At 69.1% G+C, this 17,586-nt stretch carries 15 protein-coding genes; 6 read left to right on the top strand and 9 right to left on the bottom strand.

Annotated features, from left to right (window positions below; translation table 11 throughout):
- Positions 1-62: 62 nt before the first annotated feature.
- Genes FOE78_RS11085 through mtrA form a run of 3 tightly spaced genes read right to left on the bottom strand, consistent with a single transcriptional unit; the run spans position 63 to position 4,265 of the window.
- Complete coding sequence (locus tag FOE78_RS11085) at positions 63-1,835, bottom strand: LpqB family beta-propeller domain-containing protein (RefSeq protein WP_143986337.1); 1,773 nt, start codon at positions 1,833-1,835, stop codon at positions 63-65.
- Complete coding sequence (gene mtrB, locus FOE78_RS11080; RefSeq protein ID WP_228266159.1) at positions 1,832-3,613, bottom strand: MtrAB system histidine kinase MtrB; 1,782 nt, start codon at positions 3,611-3,613, stop codon at positions 1,832-1,834. Before mtrB ends, FOE78_RS11085 begins: the two co-directional genes overlap by 4 nt.
- A 10-nt stretch (positions 3,614-3,623) precedes the next feature.
- Entirely contained in the window at positions 3,624-4,265 is a 642-nt protein-coding gene (gene mtrA / locus FOE78_RS11075) for an MtrAB system response regulator MtrA (RefSeq protein WP_210415003.1), read from the bottom strand.
- A gap of 474 nt (positions 4,266-4,739) precedes the next feature.
- Here mtrA and FOE78_RS11070 point away from each other — a divergent pair, with 474 nt between their 5' ends.
- Positions 4,740-5,525 (top strand): methyltransferase domain-containing protein, encoded by a 786-nt coding sequence (locus FOE78_RS11070; protein ID WP_143986336.1) that lies wholly within the window; start codon positions 4,740-4,742, stop codon positions 5,523-5,525.
- Positions 5,522-7,492, top strand: a complete 1,971-nt coding sequence (locus tag FOE78_RS11065; protein WP_228266158.1) for a penicillin-binding transpeptidase domain-containing protein — start codon at positions 5,522-5,524, stop codon at positions 7,490-7,492. The genes FOE78_RS11070 and FOE78_RS11065 overlap by 4 nt, the downstream gene beginning before the upstream one ends.
- A 21-nt stretch (positions 7,493-7,513) precedes the next feature.
- Here the strand turns inward: FOE78_RS11065 and FOE78_RS11060 are convergent, their stop codons facing one another.
- A complete protein-coding gene (locus FOE78_RS11060) occupies positions 7,514-8,494 on the bottom strand; it encodes a LacI family DNA-binding transcriptional regulator (protein ID WP_143986335.1) in 981 nt (326 codons plus the stop codon).
- 131 nt (positions 8,495-8,625) lie between these two features.
- Here FOE78_RS11060 and eda point away from each other — a divergent pair, with 131 nt between their 5' ends.
- The 4 genes from eda to FOE78_RS11040 are packed head-to-tail and all read left to right on the top strand — an operon-like array spanning position 8,626 to position 12,061.
- On the top strand, positions 8,626-9,264 hold the full coding sequence (eda, locus tag FOE78_RS11055) for a bifunctional 4-hydroxy-2-oxoglutarate aldolase/2-dehydro-3-deoxy-phosphogluconate aldolase (RefSeq protein ID WP_143986334.1): 639 nt from the start codon (positions 8,626-8,628) through the stop codon (positions 9,262-9,264).
- 58 nt (positions 9,265-9,322) lie between these two features.
- Positions 9,323-10,423: a sugar kinase gene (locus tag FOE78_RS11050; protein WP_143986333.1), complete on the top strand. Its 1,101-nt coding sequence runs from the start codon at positions 9,323-9,325 to the stop codon at positions 10,421-10,423.
- Positions 10,424-10,431: 8 nt separating this feature from the next.
- Positions 10,432-11,400 (top strand): sugar kinase, encoded by a 969-nt coding sequence (locus FOE78_RS11045; RefSeq protein WP_143986332.1) that lies wholly within the window; start codon positions 10,432-10,434, stop codon positions 11,398-11,400.
- Between the two features lie 40 nt (positions 11,401-11,440).
- Positions 11,441-12,061 carry a bifunctional 4-hydroxy-2-oxoglutarate aldolase/2-dehydro-3-deoxy-phosphogluconate aldolase gene (locus FOE78_RS11040; RefSeq protein WP_143986331.1) on the top strand — a complete coding sequence of 207 codons (621 nt, stop codon included), beginning with the start codon at positions 11,441-11,443 and terminating at the stop codon, positions 12,059-12,061.
- Between the two features lie 27 nt (positions 12,062-12,088).
- On the opposite strand, the gene FOE78_RS11035 is transcribed toward FOE78_RS11040, so the two are convergent.
- The 5 genes from FOE78_RS11035 to FOE78_RS11015 are packed head-to-tail and all read right to left on the bottom strand — an operon-like array spanning position 12,089 to position 17,441.
- Positions 12,089-12,892, bottom strand: a complete 804-nt coding sequence (locus FOE78_RS11035; RefSeq protein ID WP_143986330.1) for a 2-keto-4-pentenoate hydratase — start codon at positions 12,890-12,892, stop codon at positions 12,089-12,091.
- Between the two features lie 55 nt (positions 12,893-12,947).
- A complete protein-coding gene (locus tag FOE78_RS11030) occupies positions 12,948-14,279 on the bottom strand; it encodes an ABC transporter substrate-binding protein (RefSeq protein ID WP_143986329.1) in 1,332 nt (443 codons plus the stop codon).
- Positions 14,280-14,321: 42 nt separating this feature from the next.
- The gene (gene dprA, locus FOE78_RS11025; RefSeq protein WP_143986328.1) at positions 14,322-15,458 is read right to left on the bottom strand and encodes a DNA-processing protein DprA; all 1,137 of its coding nucleotides are present in this window, start codon (positions 15,456-15,458) and stop codon (positions 14,322-14,324) included.
- Between the two features lies 1 nt (position 15,459).
- Entirely contained in the window at positions 15,460-17,019 is a 1,560-nt protein-coding gene (locus tag FOE78_RS11020; RefSeq protein ID WP_143986327.1) for a YifB family Mg chelatase-like AAA ATPase, read from the bottom strand.
- Positions 17,016-17,441, bottom strand: coding sequence for a YraN family protein (locus FOE78_RS11015; RefSeq protein WP_143986326.1), 426 nt, complete (start codon positions 17,439-17,441; stop codon positions 17,016-17,018). Before FOE78_RS11015 ends, FOE78_RS11020 begins: the two co-directional genes overlap by 4 nt.
- Positions 17,442-17,586: the final 145 nt, after the last annotated feature.

The raw sequence follows: 17,586 nt of genomic DNA, 5'->3' as shown, positions 1-17,586 counted from the left end.
AGCTCACTATGCCCGCCGGCACCCACAACCATCGCGGATCCGAGCAGATCTGTGGATAACCCCTAGCCCGCGTAGGCGGGGGACTTGAGGTCGTTCGACAGCAGGCCCCATTCGTCGCCGCTGCGGTAGGACCAGGCCTTCGAGTTCCGACCGGCCACCACGGCCTGGAAGGAGCCGCCACTGTCGGCCCGGGTGGCCAGCGCGTCGGCGCCCCAGTTGTCGGAGGTGCCGACCCGTTCGAACTGGGATCCGTCGATCTCCAGCCCGTACGGCTCGAAGCTGGCGCCGGCATTGGCCGCGCCCAAGATCAACAACCGGGTGGGCGAGACCCAGCCGAGGTCGGCGATCCGCTTCACCTGGGCCGAGGTGGTGTCCATCATCGAGATGAACCGGACCGTGCCCAGAGTGGTCGTCTTGTCGCCGCGAATGATCGGCACCACCGCCAGCACGTCCTTCTTGCCGCTGCGTCCGATCAGCGCCATCCGGGACCCGTCCGGCGAGATGCTGAAGTTGGTCACGGTGATCTTGTCCAGCCACGGCGCCGACACGCCTGCCTGCCGGCCGTCCTTGAGGATCTGGATGACTTGCTGGCCGGAGCGGCCGCTGATCGCCCACAGCTCGTCATTGCGGGTGAAGTCGGGACGCAGCAACTTGGTCTGGTCCGGCAACTGCGTCCGCGGCGTCTGGTCGGAGGTCTGAGTGATCAACTTGGTGCCGTGGTCAGTGACCGCGGCCACCGTCCGGCCGTCGTTGGACAGTGCCAGCGTATCCAGGTCGTAGCCCTTGCGGCCGAGCGATCCGGCCAGCGGTGCCAGCGAGGCACCGTCGTTGCCGATGCTCACCACCGCCCCGTCGTGGATGCCGATCAACGCCTCGCTGACGTCGTCGGACACCGGAGCGAAATCGCCGCCGTAGGAGATCGGGACGTAGGCGTTCTCCCCCTCGCCGACCTGCCCGGGGATCTGCAGCCGATCCCCCTTCACGCTGATCTGGAAGCCGCGCAGGTCCGAATCGGTCTGGCCGAGCGTCCACGCCAACTGGGCGGCCATCCGCGTCTTCTGCTGGTCGTTCATCCCCGAAACCGTCGGGCTGAGGGATATCTGGGCCAGGTCGTTGGAGATCGGCACCGAGTCGCCGACCAGCGCTGTCCGCGCCGGGAACTCGGAGTTGACCGCCGACTTCAGCCACGAGGTCGGACCCCGCAACAGCGCCTGCACCAGCCCGGTCTCGGTCTGACCGTCGGTCGGCAGATAGATCGGATCCGGCACCAGCGTGCGGAACTGGGTGTCGAAGAAATACAGGTTGTACGAGGCGTAGGTGGCGCTGAAGCTGCTGTCGCTGATCAACAACCCGTCCGGCGGGTTGCTGATCCGCCACTGCCCGCTGTCGTTCTTCTGCATCCGGAAGTCCTGCACCTGGGTGCCGGAGGTCGCGGTGTAGCTGCCGTCCGGACCCACCTGCCCGACTCGGGTGACCGACAGCACCACGTTGTTATCGGTGGTGTCGTACTTCGGACTGGTGTAGACCGTGATCTTGTCCTCCGGCCGCCAGCTGTCCCGGGCGTCCGTGGTGAGGAACTGCCGCGCAACCTGGTAGTTGGCCTGATAGCGGCTCATCGCGAACAGGAAACCGTCGACGATCACCCGCGGGGACGCGTTGGCCACCGGCGGCTTCGGCACCGCCTCCGGCCGGGTGTCGTTCACCTTGCTGCCCTGGTTGGCCTGCTCGACCTTGCCCGAGGTGGGCACCGAGACGCAGCCGGCCATGATCATCGAGCCGAACAGCACGCCGATGATCAGCAGCAGCCTGGCCGGCCGGCCGGATCGGGTGCTCATCGCGGCTCCTGGTGATCGGTCCGGCTGCCGGTTCCGGCCAGGTTGTCCCCGGCCAGCATGTCCCGGGTCAGATCCTCCCGGGTCAGGCTGTCCCGGGTCTGGGCGTGCCCGCCCGGGGCGCCCGGCCCGTCGACTCCGGAAGGTAAGGCCGTCGGTGACTCGTCCTCGAACGGTGCCGCAGGCAGCGGCGAGATCAGGTCCCGGGGCACCAGCGGCAGCGGCGACTGCTGCAGGATCGCGCCGGCCTGCCGGGGCAGCGTCACCCGGAACTGGGCGCCCCGGCCCGGCCGGCCCCAGGCGTTCAGCCAGCCGCCGTGCAGCCGGGTGTCCTCCATCGAGATCGACAGGCCGAGTCCGGTGCCGCCGATCTTGCGCTCCCGGGACGGGTCGGCCCGCCAGAACCGATGGAACACCTGCTTGGCCTGCGCGGCCTGGAAACCGACGCCGTGATCACGTACGGCGATGGCGACCGCGTCCTCGTCGGCGGCGACGTGGATGTCGATCGGCCGGTGCTCGCCGTGCTCCAGCGCATTCACCAGCAGATTGCGCAGCACCCGCTCGATCCGCCGCCGGTCGATCTCGGCCATGATCGGGCCCGGCGTGTGAACTCGTACCTCGGTGTGGTTTGCCTCGGCCACCGACGCGTTGGCGGCCACCACCCGCTCGACCAGTTCACTGACGTCGGTCTCGGCCGGCGCCAGCACGGCCGCCCCGGCGTCGAACCGGGAGATCTCCAGCAGGTCGGTGAGCAGCGACTCGAAGCGATCCAGCTCGACCTGCAGCAACTCGGCGGATCGGGAGGCAACCGGGTCGAAGTCCTCGCGGGCCTCGTACAGCATCTCCGCGGCCATCCGTACGGTGGTCAGCGGGGTCCGCAGTTCGTGCGACACGTCGGTGACGAAGCGTTGCTGAACCCGGGACAGTTCCTCCAGCTGGGTGATCTGCTTCTGCAACTCGGACGCCATGTAGTTCATCGAGATCGCCAGCCGAGCGAGGTCGTCCTTGCCCTTGACCAGCATCCGATCCTCCAGGTTGCCGGCGGCCAACCGCTCGGCGGCCCGGCGGGCAGCCCGGATCGGCGACACCACCTGCCGGCTGACCATGCCGGCGATGAACGTGAGCAGGAAGACCAGCACCGCGCCGGTGATCAGCACCGCCCGCTGCAGATAGCGCAGCGTCTCGGCCTCCTGCGCCATCGGGAAGATGATGTAGACCTGCGGCCCCTCCGCGCCGGGCACCTGCAGGGTGGTGCCGAACGCGCGACCCGGTACGTCGGGTCCGCTCAGGGTGTGCACCTCGGTCGGTGCGGTGAGCAGGGTGGTGTCGCCGGGATGGGACTTGACCTGATCGCGCAGGTTCTGCGGGACGCTGCTCTCCAGGATGTCGTCGCTGGACTTCTGGGTACCGAGCTGGGACTCGACGATGACGAAGTAGCCGCCGGTGCTGCCGCTCTTGTCCGAGATGTCGGTGAGGATGCCGGCCAGGGTGTCGTTGATGTTGGTGTCGCTGTCGATGTTCAGCGCGTCCAGCCGGGATTGGGCACTGCGGGCGGCCTGGGAAGCCTGGATGGTGGCAGCGCTGAGCTTGGCGTTCAGCACCCCGATCGCCGCCTGCTGCATCAGCAGCACGCCGCCGAGCACCATCACGATCACCGAGGCGACGAACGTGGTGGACACCACCCGCAACGGCAGCGACCGTTGCCAGGCGTCGACGGGCAGCCGCCACCACCGCCGGGGGCGGAGTGGGTCGGCGATCTCGGTCTGCAGTCCTTCGGTCACACTCGGGTCTTCACGGCGATGACGTCTCGCCGGCCTTGTAGCCGACCCCGCGCACGGTGATCACGATCTCGGGATGCTCGGGATCCCTCTCGATCTTGGAACGCAGCCGCTGCACATGCACGTTGACCAGCCGGGTGTCGGCGGCGTGCCGGTACCCCCAGACCTGCTCCAGCAGCACCTCGCGGCTGAACACCTGCCACGGCCGCCGGGCCAGGGCCAGCAGCAGATCGAACTCCAGCGGGGTGAGTTGGATGGACTGCCCGCCACGCTTGACCGAATGTCCGTCGACGCTGATCACCAGGTCGCCGATCCGCAGCGTCTCCAACTCGCTCTCCTCCGGCAACCGGCGCAGCCGGGTCCGGATCCGGGCGACCAGTTCCTTGGCCTTGAACGGCTTGGCGACGTAGTCGTCGGCGCCGGCCTCCAGGCCGTTGACCACGTCGATGGTGTCGGACTTGGCGGTGAGCATCACGATCGGCACCCCGGACTCGGCCCGCAGGTCCCGACAGACGTCCACTCCGTCGCGGCCGGGCAGCATCAGGTCGAGCAGGACGAGATCGGGCCGGGAGTCGTGGAACGCGGCCAGCGCCTTGTTGCCGTGCGCGCACCAGATCGGATCGAAACCCTCGTTGCGGAGCACGATCGACAACATCTCGGCCAGGGCGGCGTCGTCGTCGACGACCAGGATGCGAGTCCGGCCCCGGGCTTCCTCGCCGTGCCCGAAGTCGGCGGGTTCGGCGGCACTCGTCGTCTCGTCCGTACTGGAGGTCTCCGTGATCCCGGTTGCTTGCGTCGTCAGGGTCGAGCCGTTGGTCGGCGCGTCGACAGAGGTCGCGCCGGGGTCAACGGCTGAGGGGCCGACGTCCGGCCTGATGTCCGACACCCACGTACTCCTTTGATCGGTCTGCCCCGGTCTGTTGAGAAACCCGTATCGCCCGAGGCTTGTACCACCCGAACACCACCGCCACAAGACGGCGGCCACGACCGAGGCTCCACCACCCTAATCGGGAGCCATCCTAATCGGCGGGCCAAGTGCGGCGGTGCAGCCGCGTGTCGCCACGCCGAGACGCGAAAGATGTATCTTGACGTCAAGATAATTCCCGCAGTCACCACTCGAGGAGTAGCGATGCCGACCTGGGATCCGATGCATTACCTCAAGTACGCCGACGAACGGTCCCGGCCGTTCCACGAGTTGTTGGCCCGGGTCGGCGCCGAGCATCCGCGCAGTGTCGTCGACCTCGGCTGCGGGCCGGGACAGTTGACCGCGACCCTGGCCCAGCGCTGGCCGGATGCCCAGGTGCTGGGGCTGGACTCGTCACCGGAGATGATCGCGGCGGCCTCGGCGTACGCCGGCGATCGGCTGCGGTTCGAGGTGCAGGATCTGCAGGAGTTCGTACGGGATGGCCAGCAACCCGCGCCGGACGTGATCGTCAGCAACGCCACCCTGCAGTGGGTCGACGATCACCGGGCCGTACTGCCCGGCCTGGTCGACGTGCTGGCACCAGGTGGCTGGCTGGCCTTCCAGGTGCCGGGCAACCAGAACGAACCGAGCCACACCCTGCTGCACGAGCTGGGTTCGGATCCTCGCTTCGCCGCGGCCACCGGCGGCATCGACCGCCGGGTGATGCCGCCGGCGGCCGCCTACCTGGACGACCTGACCGGACTCGGCTGCACCGTGGACGCCTGGGAGACGACCTACCTGCATCTGCTGACCGGCGAGGACGCTGTCTTCGAGTGGATCTCCGGCACCGGTGCCCGGCCCTACCTGCAGGCGCTGTCCGAGGTGCAGCGGCCGGTGTTCGTCGCCGAATACCAGCAGCGGCTGCGCCAGGCGTATCCGAGCCGGCCGTACGGCACGGTGCTGCCGTTCCGCAGGATCTTTGCCGTGGCACGTAAGAATGGTCGACCGTGACCTCACGCCACCAACGCTTCGCGGCCGGTCTGGCCCTCGTACCGATCATGATCACCGGCCTCGTCGGCTGCAGCGGCAAGGTCTCGTTGCCGGGCAAGGACGACGTCAGCGGCGCCCGGTCGGCGACCCAGAAGCTCGCCACGGCGCTGTCCAAGGAGGACCTGTCGACGGTGGCCTTCAGCACCGACGCCGCGGCCGCGAACAAGGCCTTCCAGAGCCTGATCGATCCGCTCGGCTCGGCCAAGCTGACCGCCACCGCGAGCGGCGATCCGCAGGTCGACGGCGACCACGCCACCGGCAAGATCACGATGAGCTGGCAACTGCCGGGCGCGAGCAAGCCGTGGGCGTACACGGTGAGCGCGGAGCTGACCAAGCCGGATCAGACCTGGCAGACCGTGTGGAAACCGTCGCTGGTGCAGCCGGACCTGGTCAACGGATCCCAGCTGTCGATGTCGCGGGAGCAGAGCAAGCGCGGCAACATCATCGGTGGCGACGGCACCGCGCTGATGAAGCAGCGCGCGGTCGTCCGGGTCGGCCTGGACAAGTCCCGGGTGTCGGCGAGCCAGGCGGCCAAGTCGGCGACGGAGTTGGCCGAACTGGTCGGCATCGACGCCGGCAATTACACCGACGAGGTGAAGGCGGCCGGCAGCAAGGCGTTCGTGGAGGCGATCGTGTTCCGGGCGAACGATCCGGACCTGCCCAGCGACGCCAAGATCAGCGCCATCGACGGTGCCGTCGGCCTGGACGACACCGCTGTGCTGGGTCCTAGCAAGACGTTCGCCGCGCCCGTCCTGGGCACCGTCGGTGAGGCCACCAAGGAGATCGTGGACAAGTCCGACGGCCAGATCGCGGCCGGTGATCAGGTCGGGCTGAGCGGCCTGGAGGCTCGCTACGACGAGCAGCTGCGCGGAACCCCGGACATCTCGGTACGGGTCGTGCCACCGCAGCAGTCGTCGGCCTCACCGTCCCCCTCGCCGTCGGCAGGAACGTCGGGCAGTGCGTCACCGATCACGCACACCACCCAGGTGTTCCACGAGGACGGCAAGGCCGGCAAGAGCCTGAAGATCAGCCTGGACAGCAAACTGCAGACCGCGGCGGAGGACGCGCTGGCCGACACCAAGCCGGCCAGCGCGCTGGTGGCGATCAAGCCGTCCACCGGCGAGATCGTGGCCGCCGCGAACGGTCAGGGCGCCGACAATCAGAACATCGCCACCTACGGCCAGTACCCGCCGGGCTCGACCTTCAAGATCATCGACGCGCTGGCACTGATCCGTCAGGGCATGAAGCCGACGGACACGGTGAACTGTCCGGCCACGATCACGGTGAACGGCCGCAAGTTCAAGAACTACAACGACTATCCGTCCTCGAAGTTGGGCTCGGTCAGCCTCCGTACGGCGTTCGCCAACTCCTGCAACACCGCCTTCATCGGGCTGCGCGACAAGGTGGACTCCGACGACCTGAACGCGGCCGCGGCCTCGCTCGGCATGGGCACCGACTACGACGTCGGCTTCCCGGCCTACTTCGGCTCCATCCCGAAGCCGGAGTCGGAGACCGAACGGGCCGCGGAGATGATCGGCCAGGGCCGGGTGCAGGCCTCGCCGATGGCGATGGCGGCCGTGACCGCCTCGGTCCAGGCCGGCAAGACCGTGATCCCGCAACTGGTGTCCGGCAAATCAGCGACCTCGAAGGGCAAGCCGCTGACCTCGTCGGAGGTCAAGCAGCTGCGAGAGCTGATGCACGCGGTGGTAACCGAGGGTTCCGGCGCGATGCTGGCCTCGCTGCAGCCGCCGTCGATCATCGCCAAGACCGGCACCGCGGAGTACGGCACCAAGACGCCGCCGGACACGCACGCCTGGATGGTGGCCGGACAGGGAGATCTCGCGGTCGCGGTCTTCGTCGGCGAGGGCGACAGCGGATCCGGGGTGGCCGGGCCGCTGCTGAAACAGTTCCTTCAGGACGCCGGCTGATCCTTCAGGATGCCGGCTGACTCAGCGTCGCGGCGGCTCCGCCGTCGACCGGCGAACCTGGAGTTCCACCGGCAGGATGCGGTTCGACGCTTCGGTCTCGTTCAGCAGGATCTCCACGGCGGTCCGGCCGATCTCCATCGCCGGCACCGCCACCGTCGTCAACGGCGGTGCCAGCAGCCGGGCGACCGGGACGTCGTCGAAGCCGACCACGCTCATCCGTCCCGGCACCGCCACGCCGCGATCGATCAGCCGGCCCAGGATCCCCAGCGCGAGCTGGTCGTTGAAGGCGAGGATCGCCGTCACCCCGGCCGCAACCGCCTGGTCGGCCGCATCGATGCCGCCGGCCGGGCCGGGCCGGAACGCCCCGAGGTCGACGACGCTCCGGGGACCCACCAGACCACGACGCACCGCCTCGGCCAGGCCGTCGCGCCGACGTGCGTCCGACCACGAGGCTGCCGGCCCGCCGGCATAGCCGATCCGGTCGTGACCGAGGGCGGTGAGGTGACGTACCGCCTGGATGATGCCTTCGACGTTGTCACCGACGACCGCCGGTACCCCGTCCAGCATCCGGTTGACCAGGACGAAACGGGACCGCTCGGCCGCCTCGGCCAACTCGGCGTCGGTGCTCCGCGGGGAGGCGAGCACGGCACCGTCGGTCACCATCGCCAGCTGGCCGAGCACCTCGAGCTCGCGCGCCGGGTCCTCGTCGGTGTCGGCGATGACCGCGGTCAACCCCGCGTCACGAACTCGCCGATGAATGCCGGTGGCGACCGAGGCATAGAAGGCGTTCTGCAGATCCGGGACGACCAGACCGATGGCCTGGCCACGTCCGGTCGCCAGCTGCCGGGCTGCTCGGTTGGGTTGATATCCCAACTCGGTCGCGGCCCGCCGCACCCGATCCCGGGTGCCGGCTGCCACGGTCGGCGATCCGGCCAGGGCGCGCGAGGCCGTCGCCATTGACACGCCCGCGGCCGCAGCGACCTCGCGCAGTGTGGTGGCCATTCCCGTCCTCCCGGTTTCCGAGTATCACTGTGCAAACGCTTCCACAAACGTTGTCAGCATGATGGTTGGATGTTAGCGTCCTCGGTGATACCGGACATGAAAGCGTTTGTGAAGCGACCACGAGGAGAACAATGACAGGGCCGTCAGGCGAATTGCTCGAGCGCATCGGGGCGGCGCGCCTGGTGCCCGTCGTCGTTCTCGACGACGCCACCTCCGCAGCGCCCCTGGCCGAGGCACTGGTGGCCGGCGGGCTGCCGGTGGCCGAGGTGACCTTCCGTACGACGGCCGCGGTGGAGTCGATCAAGACGATGAGTGCCCGCGGCGACCTGCTCGTCGGAGCCGGCACCGTCCTGACCGCCGAACAGGTGGATGCAGCCGTCGACGCCGGCGCCAGCTACGTCGTGTCCCCCGGCTTCGACCCGGCCGTGGTCCGCCGCTGCAACGAGCGAGGTGTGCTCCCGCTACCCGGCGCGGTCACCGCCACCGAGGTGCAGGCGGCGCTGGCCGCAGGTCTGCAGGTGGTGAAGTTCTTCCCGGCCGAGACCTCCGGCGGCGCCAAGGCGATCAAGGCGCTGTCGGCCCCGTTCGCCGGACTGCGGTTCGTCCCCACCGGTGGCATCGGCCCGGCCAACCTGGCCGAATACACCGCCGTCAGCGCGGTGCTTGCCGTCGGCGGGTCCTGGATGGTGCCCCGCGACGCGATCGCGGCCGGCGACTTCGACAAGGTCAGCCGGCTCACCGCCGACGCCGTCTCCCTCGTCAGCGCCTGACCCCGCCTCCACCTTGACCCCCCGATCTCGATCCACCCCGAATTCGACGAGGAACTCCATGTCACTGTCCATCCGTCCCGCCGCCGATTGCCGCTACGACATCGCCTCCCTGGGCGAGATCATGCTTCGCCTGGATCCGGGCGAGGGACGCATCCGCACCGCCCGGAACTTCAAGGTCTGGGAGGGCGGCGGCGAATACAACGTCGCCCGCGGCCTGCGGCGCGCGTTCTCCCAACGCGCAGTGGCGGTCACCGCGCTGGCGGACAACGAGGTCGGTCGCCTGGTCGAGGACTTCATGCTCACCGGCGGGGTCGACACCTCGTTCATCAACTGGGTGCCCTACGACGGCATCGGCCGCGAGGTCCGCAACGGCCTGAACTTCACCGAACGCGGTTTCGGCGTACGAGGCGCAGTGGGTGTCTCCGATCGCGGCAACACCGCGATCAGCCAGCTCCGGCCCGGTCAGGTCGACTGGGATCACCTGTTCGGCGAGCTCGGCGTCCGCTGGCTGCACACCGGCGGCATCTTCGCCGCACTGTCCGAGTCCACCGCCGAGGTGGTGATCGAGGCGGTCGCCGCGGCCAAGCAGCACGGCACCGTCGTCTCGTACGACCTGAACTACCGGCCGAGCCTGTGGAAGACCATCGGCGGGCAGGCCAAGGCGCAGCAGGTGAACACCGCGATCGCCCCGCACATCGACGTGATGATCGGCAACGAGGAGGACTTCACCGCCTCGCTGGGCTTCGAGGTCGCCGACGCCGGAGACAACCTGGAGAACCTCCAGGTCGACAGCTTCAAGTCGATGATCACCGAGGCGGCGCGGACCTACCCGAACTTCCAGGTGATCGGAACCACCCTGCGTACGGTGCATTCGGCCTCGGACAACGACTGGGGTGCGATCGCCTGGTCCCGCGACGACGGTTTCGCGGTGGCCACCCACCGCGAGCACCTGGAGATCCTGGATCGAGTGGGTGGTGGCGACTCCTTCGCCTCCGGTCTGATCTACGGACTGCTGGAAGGCGAGCCGGTGCAGACCGCGGTGGAGTACGGGGCCGCGCACGGAGCCTTGGCGATGACCACACCGGGCGACACGACCATGGTGACCAAGGCCGAGGTGCTCAAGCTCGCCGGCGGCGGCAGCGCCCGGGTCGACCGGTAACCGAGCCGATGCCCGAATTCGATCTGGTGACGTTCGGGGAGCCGATGGCACTGCTGCTGGCGGGCGGGGACGTACCGCTGCCGAACGCGCGCGACTTCGTCCTTCAGGTCGCCGGCGCGGAGTCCAACCTCGCCACCGGTCTGGCTCGACTCGGACACCGGGTCGGCTACTTCGGGCGCGTCGGCGCCGACAATTTCGGCGAACGGATCCGCCGGGAATTGCGGGCCGAAGGTATCGACGTCTCCGCCTTGATCAGCGACCCGGAGCGACCGACGGGCCTGCTGATCCGAGACAGTCCGCAGGCAGCGCCGATCACCGTGGAGTATCGGCGCGCCGCAAGCGCGGCGACCGCGCTGTCCCCCGACGATCTTCCCGTCGACCTGCTCACCGCTACCCGGTGGCTGCACGTCACCGGCATCACGGCGGTGTTGTCGGAGTCGGCGCTGGCGGCCACGATCACAGCCATGACGATCGCCGCCGAGGCCGGGGCGACGGTCTCTCTCGACCCGAACGTACGCCTCCGGCTGGCCGAGGCGGATCGTTGGTCGACGATCGTCGGCCGGCTCGCCGGGTACGCCAAGATCATCCTGACCGGTCGTGACGAGTCGGAGTTGATCTCACCCGGCATCCCGGCACAGCGTTGGTATGCCGACCGCGGTGCGGAGATCGTCGTGGTCAAGGACGGCGGCAACGGCTCGACCGAGTATCACTGCGCCACCGGGCAGTCGGTTCATGGCGGGGTTCGGACGGTGTCGGCGGTGGATTCGGTGGGTGCCGGCGACGCGTTCAACACCGGATGGATCTCGTCCTGGCTGTCCGGCGCGGCAACGACCACCGCGGCCGACGCCGAACTGAGGCTGCACACGGGGTCAGTCGTCGCGTCCATGGTCGTGGCCACCCGCGGGGACACTCCGGGGCTGCCGAATCGGCCGACACTGGACCGGGTGCTCGGCCGCGGCGCCGACGTGGACCGCTGACACCAACCGAACTGTTGTCGCAGGAGGGACGAAGTTGATCATGAGCCCACACGAGGTCGTCCGTGCGATCACCGATTCCGGGATCGTCGCCATCGTCCGCGCCGACGGGGCGAAACCCGCCGTCGAGCTGGCGCGCCGGCTGTGGTCGGCCGGCACACCGGTGGTCGAGATCGCGTTGACCACCCCCAACGGGATCGACGCGATCGCCGAACTTGCGGCCGAGGTTCCGGATGGATGCGTGCTCGGCGCCGGCACGGTGCTCGATGCCGCTACCGCCCGCATGGCGATCCTGGCCGGTGCCCGGCTGCTGGTCACCCCGACCCTGGACGAGGGCGTGATCAGCACCGCTCAGCGGTACGGCGCCGCCACCGTGATCGGGACAGCGACGCCGACCGAGATGGTGCGGGCGCAGACCCTGGGCGCCGACCTGGTGAAGGTGTTCCCGGCGAGTCAGTGGACGCCGAAGACGTTGGCCGACGTGCTGCAGGCACTGCCCCAACTGCGCTGTGTGCCCACCGGCGGCATCGCACCGGAACAGGCTGCGGACTGGATCCGGGCCGGCGCGGTCGCGGTCGGACTCGGCTCCGGCCTGACCAAGGGGGACGATCCGTCGGCGACGGTGGCGCAACTGCTCGAGTCGCTGCGATCCGCCCGCGGCTGACCGGTCCCCTCCGTCGGTGGGCGTCGGTCAAGCGGCGTCCGCGGGCACCAACCGGCAGCGCAGCGCCGGCAGCTCACCGAAGCTGATCCTCGCCGACTGGCCGACTCGCGCGACATGCACTCCGGTCACCGCGCCGGTGGCGAACCAGGTGCCGGCGGGCACCGACCGGCCACGCCGGCCCAGGATGCTCAACGTCTGCGCGACCGAGGTCAGCACGCCACCTGGAATGGCCGCACCGGTCTGGTGACCGACCTCCTCGCCGTCCAACTCGGTCCGCACGCCGATCATCGACGGGTCCGCATCGGCCGGCAACTGAGCTCCGACCACCAGCCCGGCGTTGTTGCCGAAGTCCGAGGCGGTGACCGCCGGACCGTGATCGTTGATGCCCGGGAACGGGCTGCTGGCGATCTCGATCCCGGCGAAGACGGTGTGCGGCAGGGCCGCGACCTCGTCGGCGTTCCATCCGCCTGCTGGCGCCGGCGCGTCCAGCCGGACCACGAATTCGGCCTCCACCGCCGCGAAACCGTCGGCGTAGACGGGCAACTCGAGTTCGGTCGCGGACGCAGTGTCCGAGTCGGCGTCGCCGACCAATCGAACCGAGCGGCTCCAGATCGGGCCGATCAATCGTTCGTCGCCGCCAGGAGTCCGGAACTGCGGCGCGATCAGACCGGCCTTCCAGCCGACGGGCTCGTCCGGCCACAGGGACATCGCCGCATCCTGGATGGCGTAGGCCTGGTCGAGGTCGGTCGGCATCCGCCCCGGGTAGTCGGTCAATCCGGTCGCGCTCCGGCGTGCGTCCACCAACACCTGGGCAAGCTGCGTTGCGTTCACCCGCCGCACCCTACTGGCGGGTGTCCCGCGCGGATTCAGCGGATTGCATCGGGGGCTACTTGGACTCGGCCAGAGCCTGTTGCAGTTGGGTCTGCCATTGTTCGGCTGCGGCATCCGGGGTGGCTCGGCCGAACAGCACGTCGGAGTCCTCCTTTGAGGTGATGTCGTTGAGCGCCGAGCCGCCGGCGGGCGGGATCGGTGCGGTCGGGGTCCCGTTCTTGGCGACCTCGGTCAGGTAGGCGGCGTTGGCCTTGCCGTACTGGTCAAGTTCGGGCTCGATCGCCTTCGCCACCTCGGTCTGGAACGGCATCCCCCGGTTGTCCAAGATCAACTTTGCGGCGGTGGGCGAATTGACCATGAAGCTGAGCAGCTTGGCTGCGGCTTCGGTGTGCTTGGATCGGGCCGAGATCGCGTAGTACTGCGACGGCAGCACCGTCGGCCCGGCGTACTGGTATTCGTGAGCACCCGGGATGGTGACCAGCTTCAGGTCGGCGCCTGACGCCTGCGCGTAGGTGCCGAGCAGGTTGGAGTAGCCGATCGTCATCGCCGCCTTGCCCTGTCCCATCAGGGTCTGTTCGGGTGACACGTTCGCCAACTCCTGCACGGCAGCTGCCGACGGCATCCCCAAGTTCTCGATCAGTTGCTGCTCCATCCGCCAGTAGTCGGCGATCGTCTCGGGCGCGACGGCCAACTTGCCCTGGGCGTCGAAGATCGGCTTGCCACGCTGTTGGGCGTAGACGCCGAGAGTGTCGTTGACTCGCGGCTCGAACCCGTACGTCCCCTTCGGGCTGTGGGCGCTGAGCTGACCGGCAACCTTGACGAACTCCGACCAGGTCCAGGTCGAGGTGTCCGGCAACGGCACCCGAGCCGCGGCGAAGATCTTCGGGTTGATCATCATCCCGATCGCGTTACCGCCGGTCGGTACGCCGTAGATCGCACCGCCGAACTTCGAGGCCGCCAGCGTGCTGTCGGGGAATTTAGACAGATCCAGCTGACCGGAGACCTTGCCCAGGTCGAGCAGCGCGCCGCGGTCGCTGTATTCGCGCGGGTAGGCGCCGCCGAGCGTCATCACGTCCGGGGCGTCGTTGGCCGACATCTCGGTGGCGAGCTTGGTGAAGTACGCATCGGTGTCGCCGGTGGTCTCGATCTCGACGGTGATGCCCGGATTCTCCTGCTGGAAGGCGTCGAGCACCTTCCGCGTGGTGGCCTGGCGTGCCGAATCACCCCACCAGGCGAACCGGATCGTCTGCTTGTCGGCCTTGCTCCCCGAGTCGCCCGAACCCGAACACGCCGCCAACACCAACCCCAGCGACACCGCCAGCAGGAGGGCCAGCAGTCGCCCGCCGGCCGAACGTCGCCGGTCGGGTCGCCCATCACGTCCTGTCATAGTTTCGCAATCATTCCGAAACTTTTCTGGTTTGTCGAGACGTCATCTCAATCTCCAACCCGAAGGCCCGGACTGCACCAGTCCGCCGTCGGCCAGCGCTGCCAACTCGGCCAGGCAGTGCGGGATGGACAGGTTTGCCCGGATGGCGATCTCCTCCGGCGGCCGGTAGCGGTTGCGCGGCACCGCCTCGAACACCGCCAGCCGGGACGCGTCCATGGCGTCGGTCGGCCGCGCCCTTCCGACCTGCCGGGGCGCCATGAACTCCCCTGCCGCCGCCAACAACTCCAACGCCTCGGCGGCGTTGCTGATCAACATCGCCTGGCCGTCACGGACCAGCAGGTGCGGTGTCTCCGACAGACCGGAGAACACCGACCCGGGCACCGCCATCAGCCGCCGGTTGCAGGTGGCGGCCCAGTTGGCGGTGTTGCGGGCACCGGAGCGGATCGCCGCCTCGACCACGACGGTGCCCACCGTCAGGGCCGCGATCAGCCGGTTGCGGGCCAGAAATCTCACCCGGGTCGGGTGAGCACCCGGCGGCAGTTCTGAAACCAGTAGATGATCTTGGCCGATCTGGTTCAGCAGGTCGGCGTTGCCGGCCGGATAACAGACGTCGACCCCGCAAGCGAGCACCGCCACCGTCGACCCGGTGCCCGACAACGCTCCCCGGTGCGCCGCCGCGTCGATCCCGAACGCGCCACCGGAGACCACCGCCCAGCCGGCCTCGCTGAGGTCGTAGCCCAGCTCGGCGGCGACCTGGTTGCCGTACTCGGTGGCGGCCCGCGACCCGACGATCGCCACCGAACGATCCACCACCTCGCTAAGACATCGCGGCCCACGCAACCACAACCCGTACGGCACCCCGGCACGCTGCTGGATCGGCCCCTGACCCTCCAGGTCGGCCAACCGCGACGGCCATTCCTCGTCGCCCGGCACCACGAACCGGAATCGGCCGGCACCGATCGCCGCCTGCAGATCGGTCAGATCGAGCCGCCGGGCCCGCTCCGCCAGAGCCGGGCCGTGATCACCGGCGACGACCGCCCGCAGCACCTCGATCGCTCCGATCCGGGCCACCTCGACGCTGATCGCCGGATCGCCGGCATCGGCGATGCAGCTCAGCGCCATCCGGGCACTCCGCTCCCGCTCGTCGCGGCGATCGACGACTCCCCGTTCCGCGCTCATCTCAGCCGACCTTCGTCTCGACGGCGGCCGGGCCCAGCTCGCCCCGCCGCATGGCCAACGCGATCTGCAATTCCTGACTGCCCGGATGGTCGAGTCCGGCGAGGTCGGCCACCGTCCAGGCCAGCCGCAACGTCTTGTCGACGCCGCGCGGACTCAGCGTCCCGGTGGAGACGGCCCGATCAAGCAGCTCGATCCCGTCCGGCAGCGGCAGCCGACGCCGCAGATACGCCCCGGACACCTCGCTGTTGCAGTGCCAACCGGTCCCGCTCAACCGGAAAGCCTGCCGTCGCCGAGCCTCGGCCACCCGTTCGGCGACCACCGCCGTCGATTCACTGCGGGCCAATGCCGCCTTCAAGTAGGTCTTCTTCATCGGCAGCAGACGCTGATGCAGGTCGATCCGATCACGAATGGGCCCCGACAACCGCTCGGCGTAGCGGCGGATCAGGTACGGCGTACAGGTGCAGCGTCCGCCGGGCGAACCGGCCAGTCCACACGGGCATGGATTGGCCGCGAGGACCAGTTGGAAGCGGGCCGGATAACTGGCCTCGGCCTCGCTCCGGCCGATCGTCACCACCCCGGACTCCAGCGGCGTCCGCAGCGCCTCCAACGCCCGGACGGAGAACTCGGGCGCCTCGTCCAGGAACAGGACCCCGCGATGCGCACGGGAGATGGCGCCCGGTTTGGCGATCCGATAGCCGCCACCGACCATGCTCGGCACCGACGCCGAGTGATGCGGGGCCGAATACGGCGGCCGCAGGATCAGCCCGTCCTCCAGGGCGAAGCCGGCCAGCGAGTGGATCGCCGACACCTCGAGCGCCTCGGCAAGGGCCAGATCGGGCAGCAGACCCGGCAGCCGCTCGGCCAGCATCGTCTTGCCGACCCCGGGCGGGCCGGACATCAGCAGATGGTGGCCACCGGCCGCAGCCACCTCGATCGCCCACTTCGCGTCCAACTGCCCCGCCACCTCGGACAGGTCCAGCCGCCGCTGCTGCACCGCCGGCCGGGTCTCGGTGTCATGCTCGTCGGGCGGTGGATCCTCAGGCATCGGGTCGTCACGCATCAGCGCGATCAGTTGCTCCAGCGTGGCCACCCCGAAGATCTCCAGATCCTCGACCAGCCGGGCCTCACCCGCCTGTCTCTTCGGCACCACAGCTCGGCGGAACCCGCTCTGACTGGCCGCCAGCAGCGCCGGCAACAGGCCGCGGACCGGCCGGACCCTGCCGTCCAACCCGAGCTCGCCGAGGAAGACGGTGTCGCCGAGCTGCGAGGTGCCGAAGGCGCCGTCGGCGGCCAGCACCGCCGCCACGATGCCCAGGTCGTAATGCGCTCCGGCCTTGGGCAGGCTGGCCGGGCTCAGGTTGATGGTCACCAATCGCTCCGGCCAGGTCCGGCCGGAGTTGCCCAGCGCCGCCTTGCACCGGTCACGGGACTCGTACAACGCGGTGTCCGGCAAGCCGACCAGGACGGTCCGCGGCAGCCCCGGCCCGAGATTGGCCTCGATCTCCACCATCTGCCCCTCCAGCCCGACCAGGGCCACCGAGAACGCGCTCGCCAGAGTCATCCGTCGATCCCCGGTACGTGTTTGAGCTGGGGTGCCTGCCCGCGCAGCAGCACCACTCCGATGCCGTCGATGCGCAGGTCGTCGGCGTGGTCGCCGGTCTCGGCCAACCACTGCCCCGCCAGCTGCCGCAGCCGCCGGCCCTTCTGGTAGGTGATCGCCTCCAACGGGTCGCCCCAGCCCAGACCGGCTCGGGTCTTCACCTCGCAGAAGATGATCTTGCTCCGGCCGGAGTGCCGGATCCGGGCGATCAGATCGATCTCGCCCCACCGGCAGCGCCAGTTCCGAGCCACGATCTGATAGCCCAGACCGCTCAGATAGTCCGCCGCCACTTCCTCGCCTCGTCGGCCGAGCTCGCTCCGCCCGGCGGTCCGCGGCCGGGTCACTCGGGTGCTGCCGGTCGCTGGTCGTCTGCTGTTTGCCATGGCCACCTCCACTGGCTACATTCCGCCAAATCGGCCGAGGTGGCCGGGGCCTGTGGACAGAGCTTCGAGACGCGTTCGCGGCTGTGGACAACTCGCCTGCCTCGGCCTCGTACGGAGTCCACCAGGCAACCGCTGCAGCAGGCGT

The sequence above is a fragment of the Microlunatus elymi genome, from assembly GCF_007362775.1.
Classification (GTDB): Bacteria; Actinomycetota; Actinomycetes; order Propionibacteriales; family Propionibacteriaceae; genus Microlunatus; species Microlunatus elymi.
Note: the sequence above shows the minus strand (reverse complement) of the source record. Positions and strands in the feature narration are given on the sequence as shown.

What these genes read in the sequence shown, in the direction of transcription:
- dprA (WP_143986328.1), bottom strand. Translation starts at nt 15,458, where the DNA reads ATGAGCGCGGAACGGGGAGTCGTCGATCGCCGCGACGAGCGGGAGCGG.
- FOE78_RS11020 (WP_143986327.1), bottom strand. Translation starts at nt 17,019, where the DNA reads ATGACTCTGGCGAGCGCGTTCTCGGTGGCCCTGGTCGGGCTGGAGGGG.
- FOE78_RS11045 (WP_143986332.1), top strand. Translation starts at nt 10,432, where the DNA reads ATGCCCGAATTCGATCTGGTGACGTTCGGGGAGCCGATGGCACTGCTG.
- FOE78_RS11015 (WP_143986326.1), bottom strand. Translation starts at nt 17,441, where the DNA reads ATGGCAAACAGCAGACGACCAGCGACCGGCAGCACCCGAGTGACCCGG.
- FOE78_RS11030 (WP_143986329.1), bottom strand. Translation starts at nt 14,279, where the DNA reads ATGACAGGACGTGATGGGCGACCCGACCGGCGACGTTCGGCCGGCGGG.
- FOE78_RS11060 (WP_143986335.1), bottom strand. Translation starts at nt 8,494, where the DNA reads ATGGCCACCACACTGCGCGAGGTCGCTGCGGCCGCGGGCGTGTCAATG.
- mtrA (WP_210415003.1), bottom strand. Translation starts at nt 4,265, where the DNA reads ATGTTGTCGATCGTGCTCCGCAACGAGGGTTTCGATCCGATCTGGTGC.
- FOE78_RS11050 (WP_143986333.1), top strand. Translation starts at nt 9,323, where the DNA reads ATGTCACTGTCCATCCGTCCCGCCGCCGATTGCCGCTACGACATCGCC.
- FOE78_RS11070 (WP_143986336.1), top strand. Translation starts at nt 4,740, where the DNA reads ATGCCGACCTGGGATCCGATGCATTACCTCAAGTACGCCGACGAACGG.
- FOE78_RS11040 (WP_143986331.1), top strand. Translation starts at nt 11,441, where the DNA reads ATGAGCCCACACGAGGTCGTCCGTGCGATCACCGATTCCGGGATCGTC.
- eda (WP_143986334.1), top strand. Translation starts at nt 8,626, where the DNA reads ATGACAGGGCCGTCAGGCGAATTGCTCGAGCGCATCGGGGCGGCGCGC.
- FOE78_RS11085 (WP_143986337.1), bottom strand. Translation starts at nt 1,835, where the DNA reads ATGAGCACCCGATCCGGCCGGCCGGCCAGGCTGCTGCTGATCATCGGC.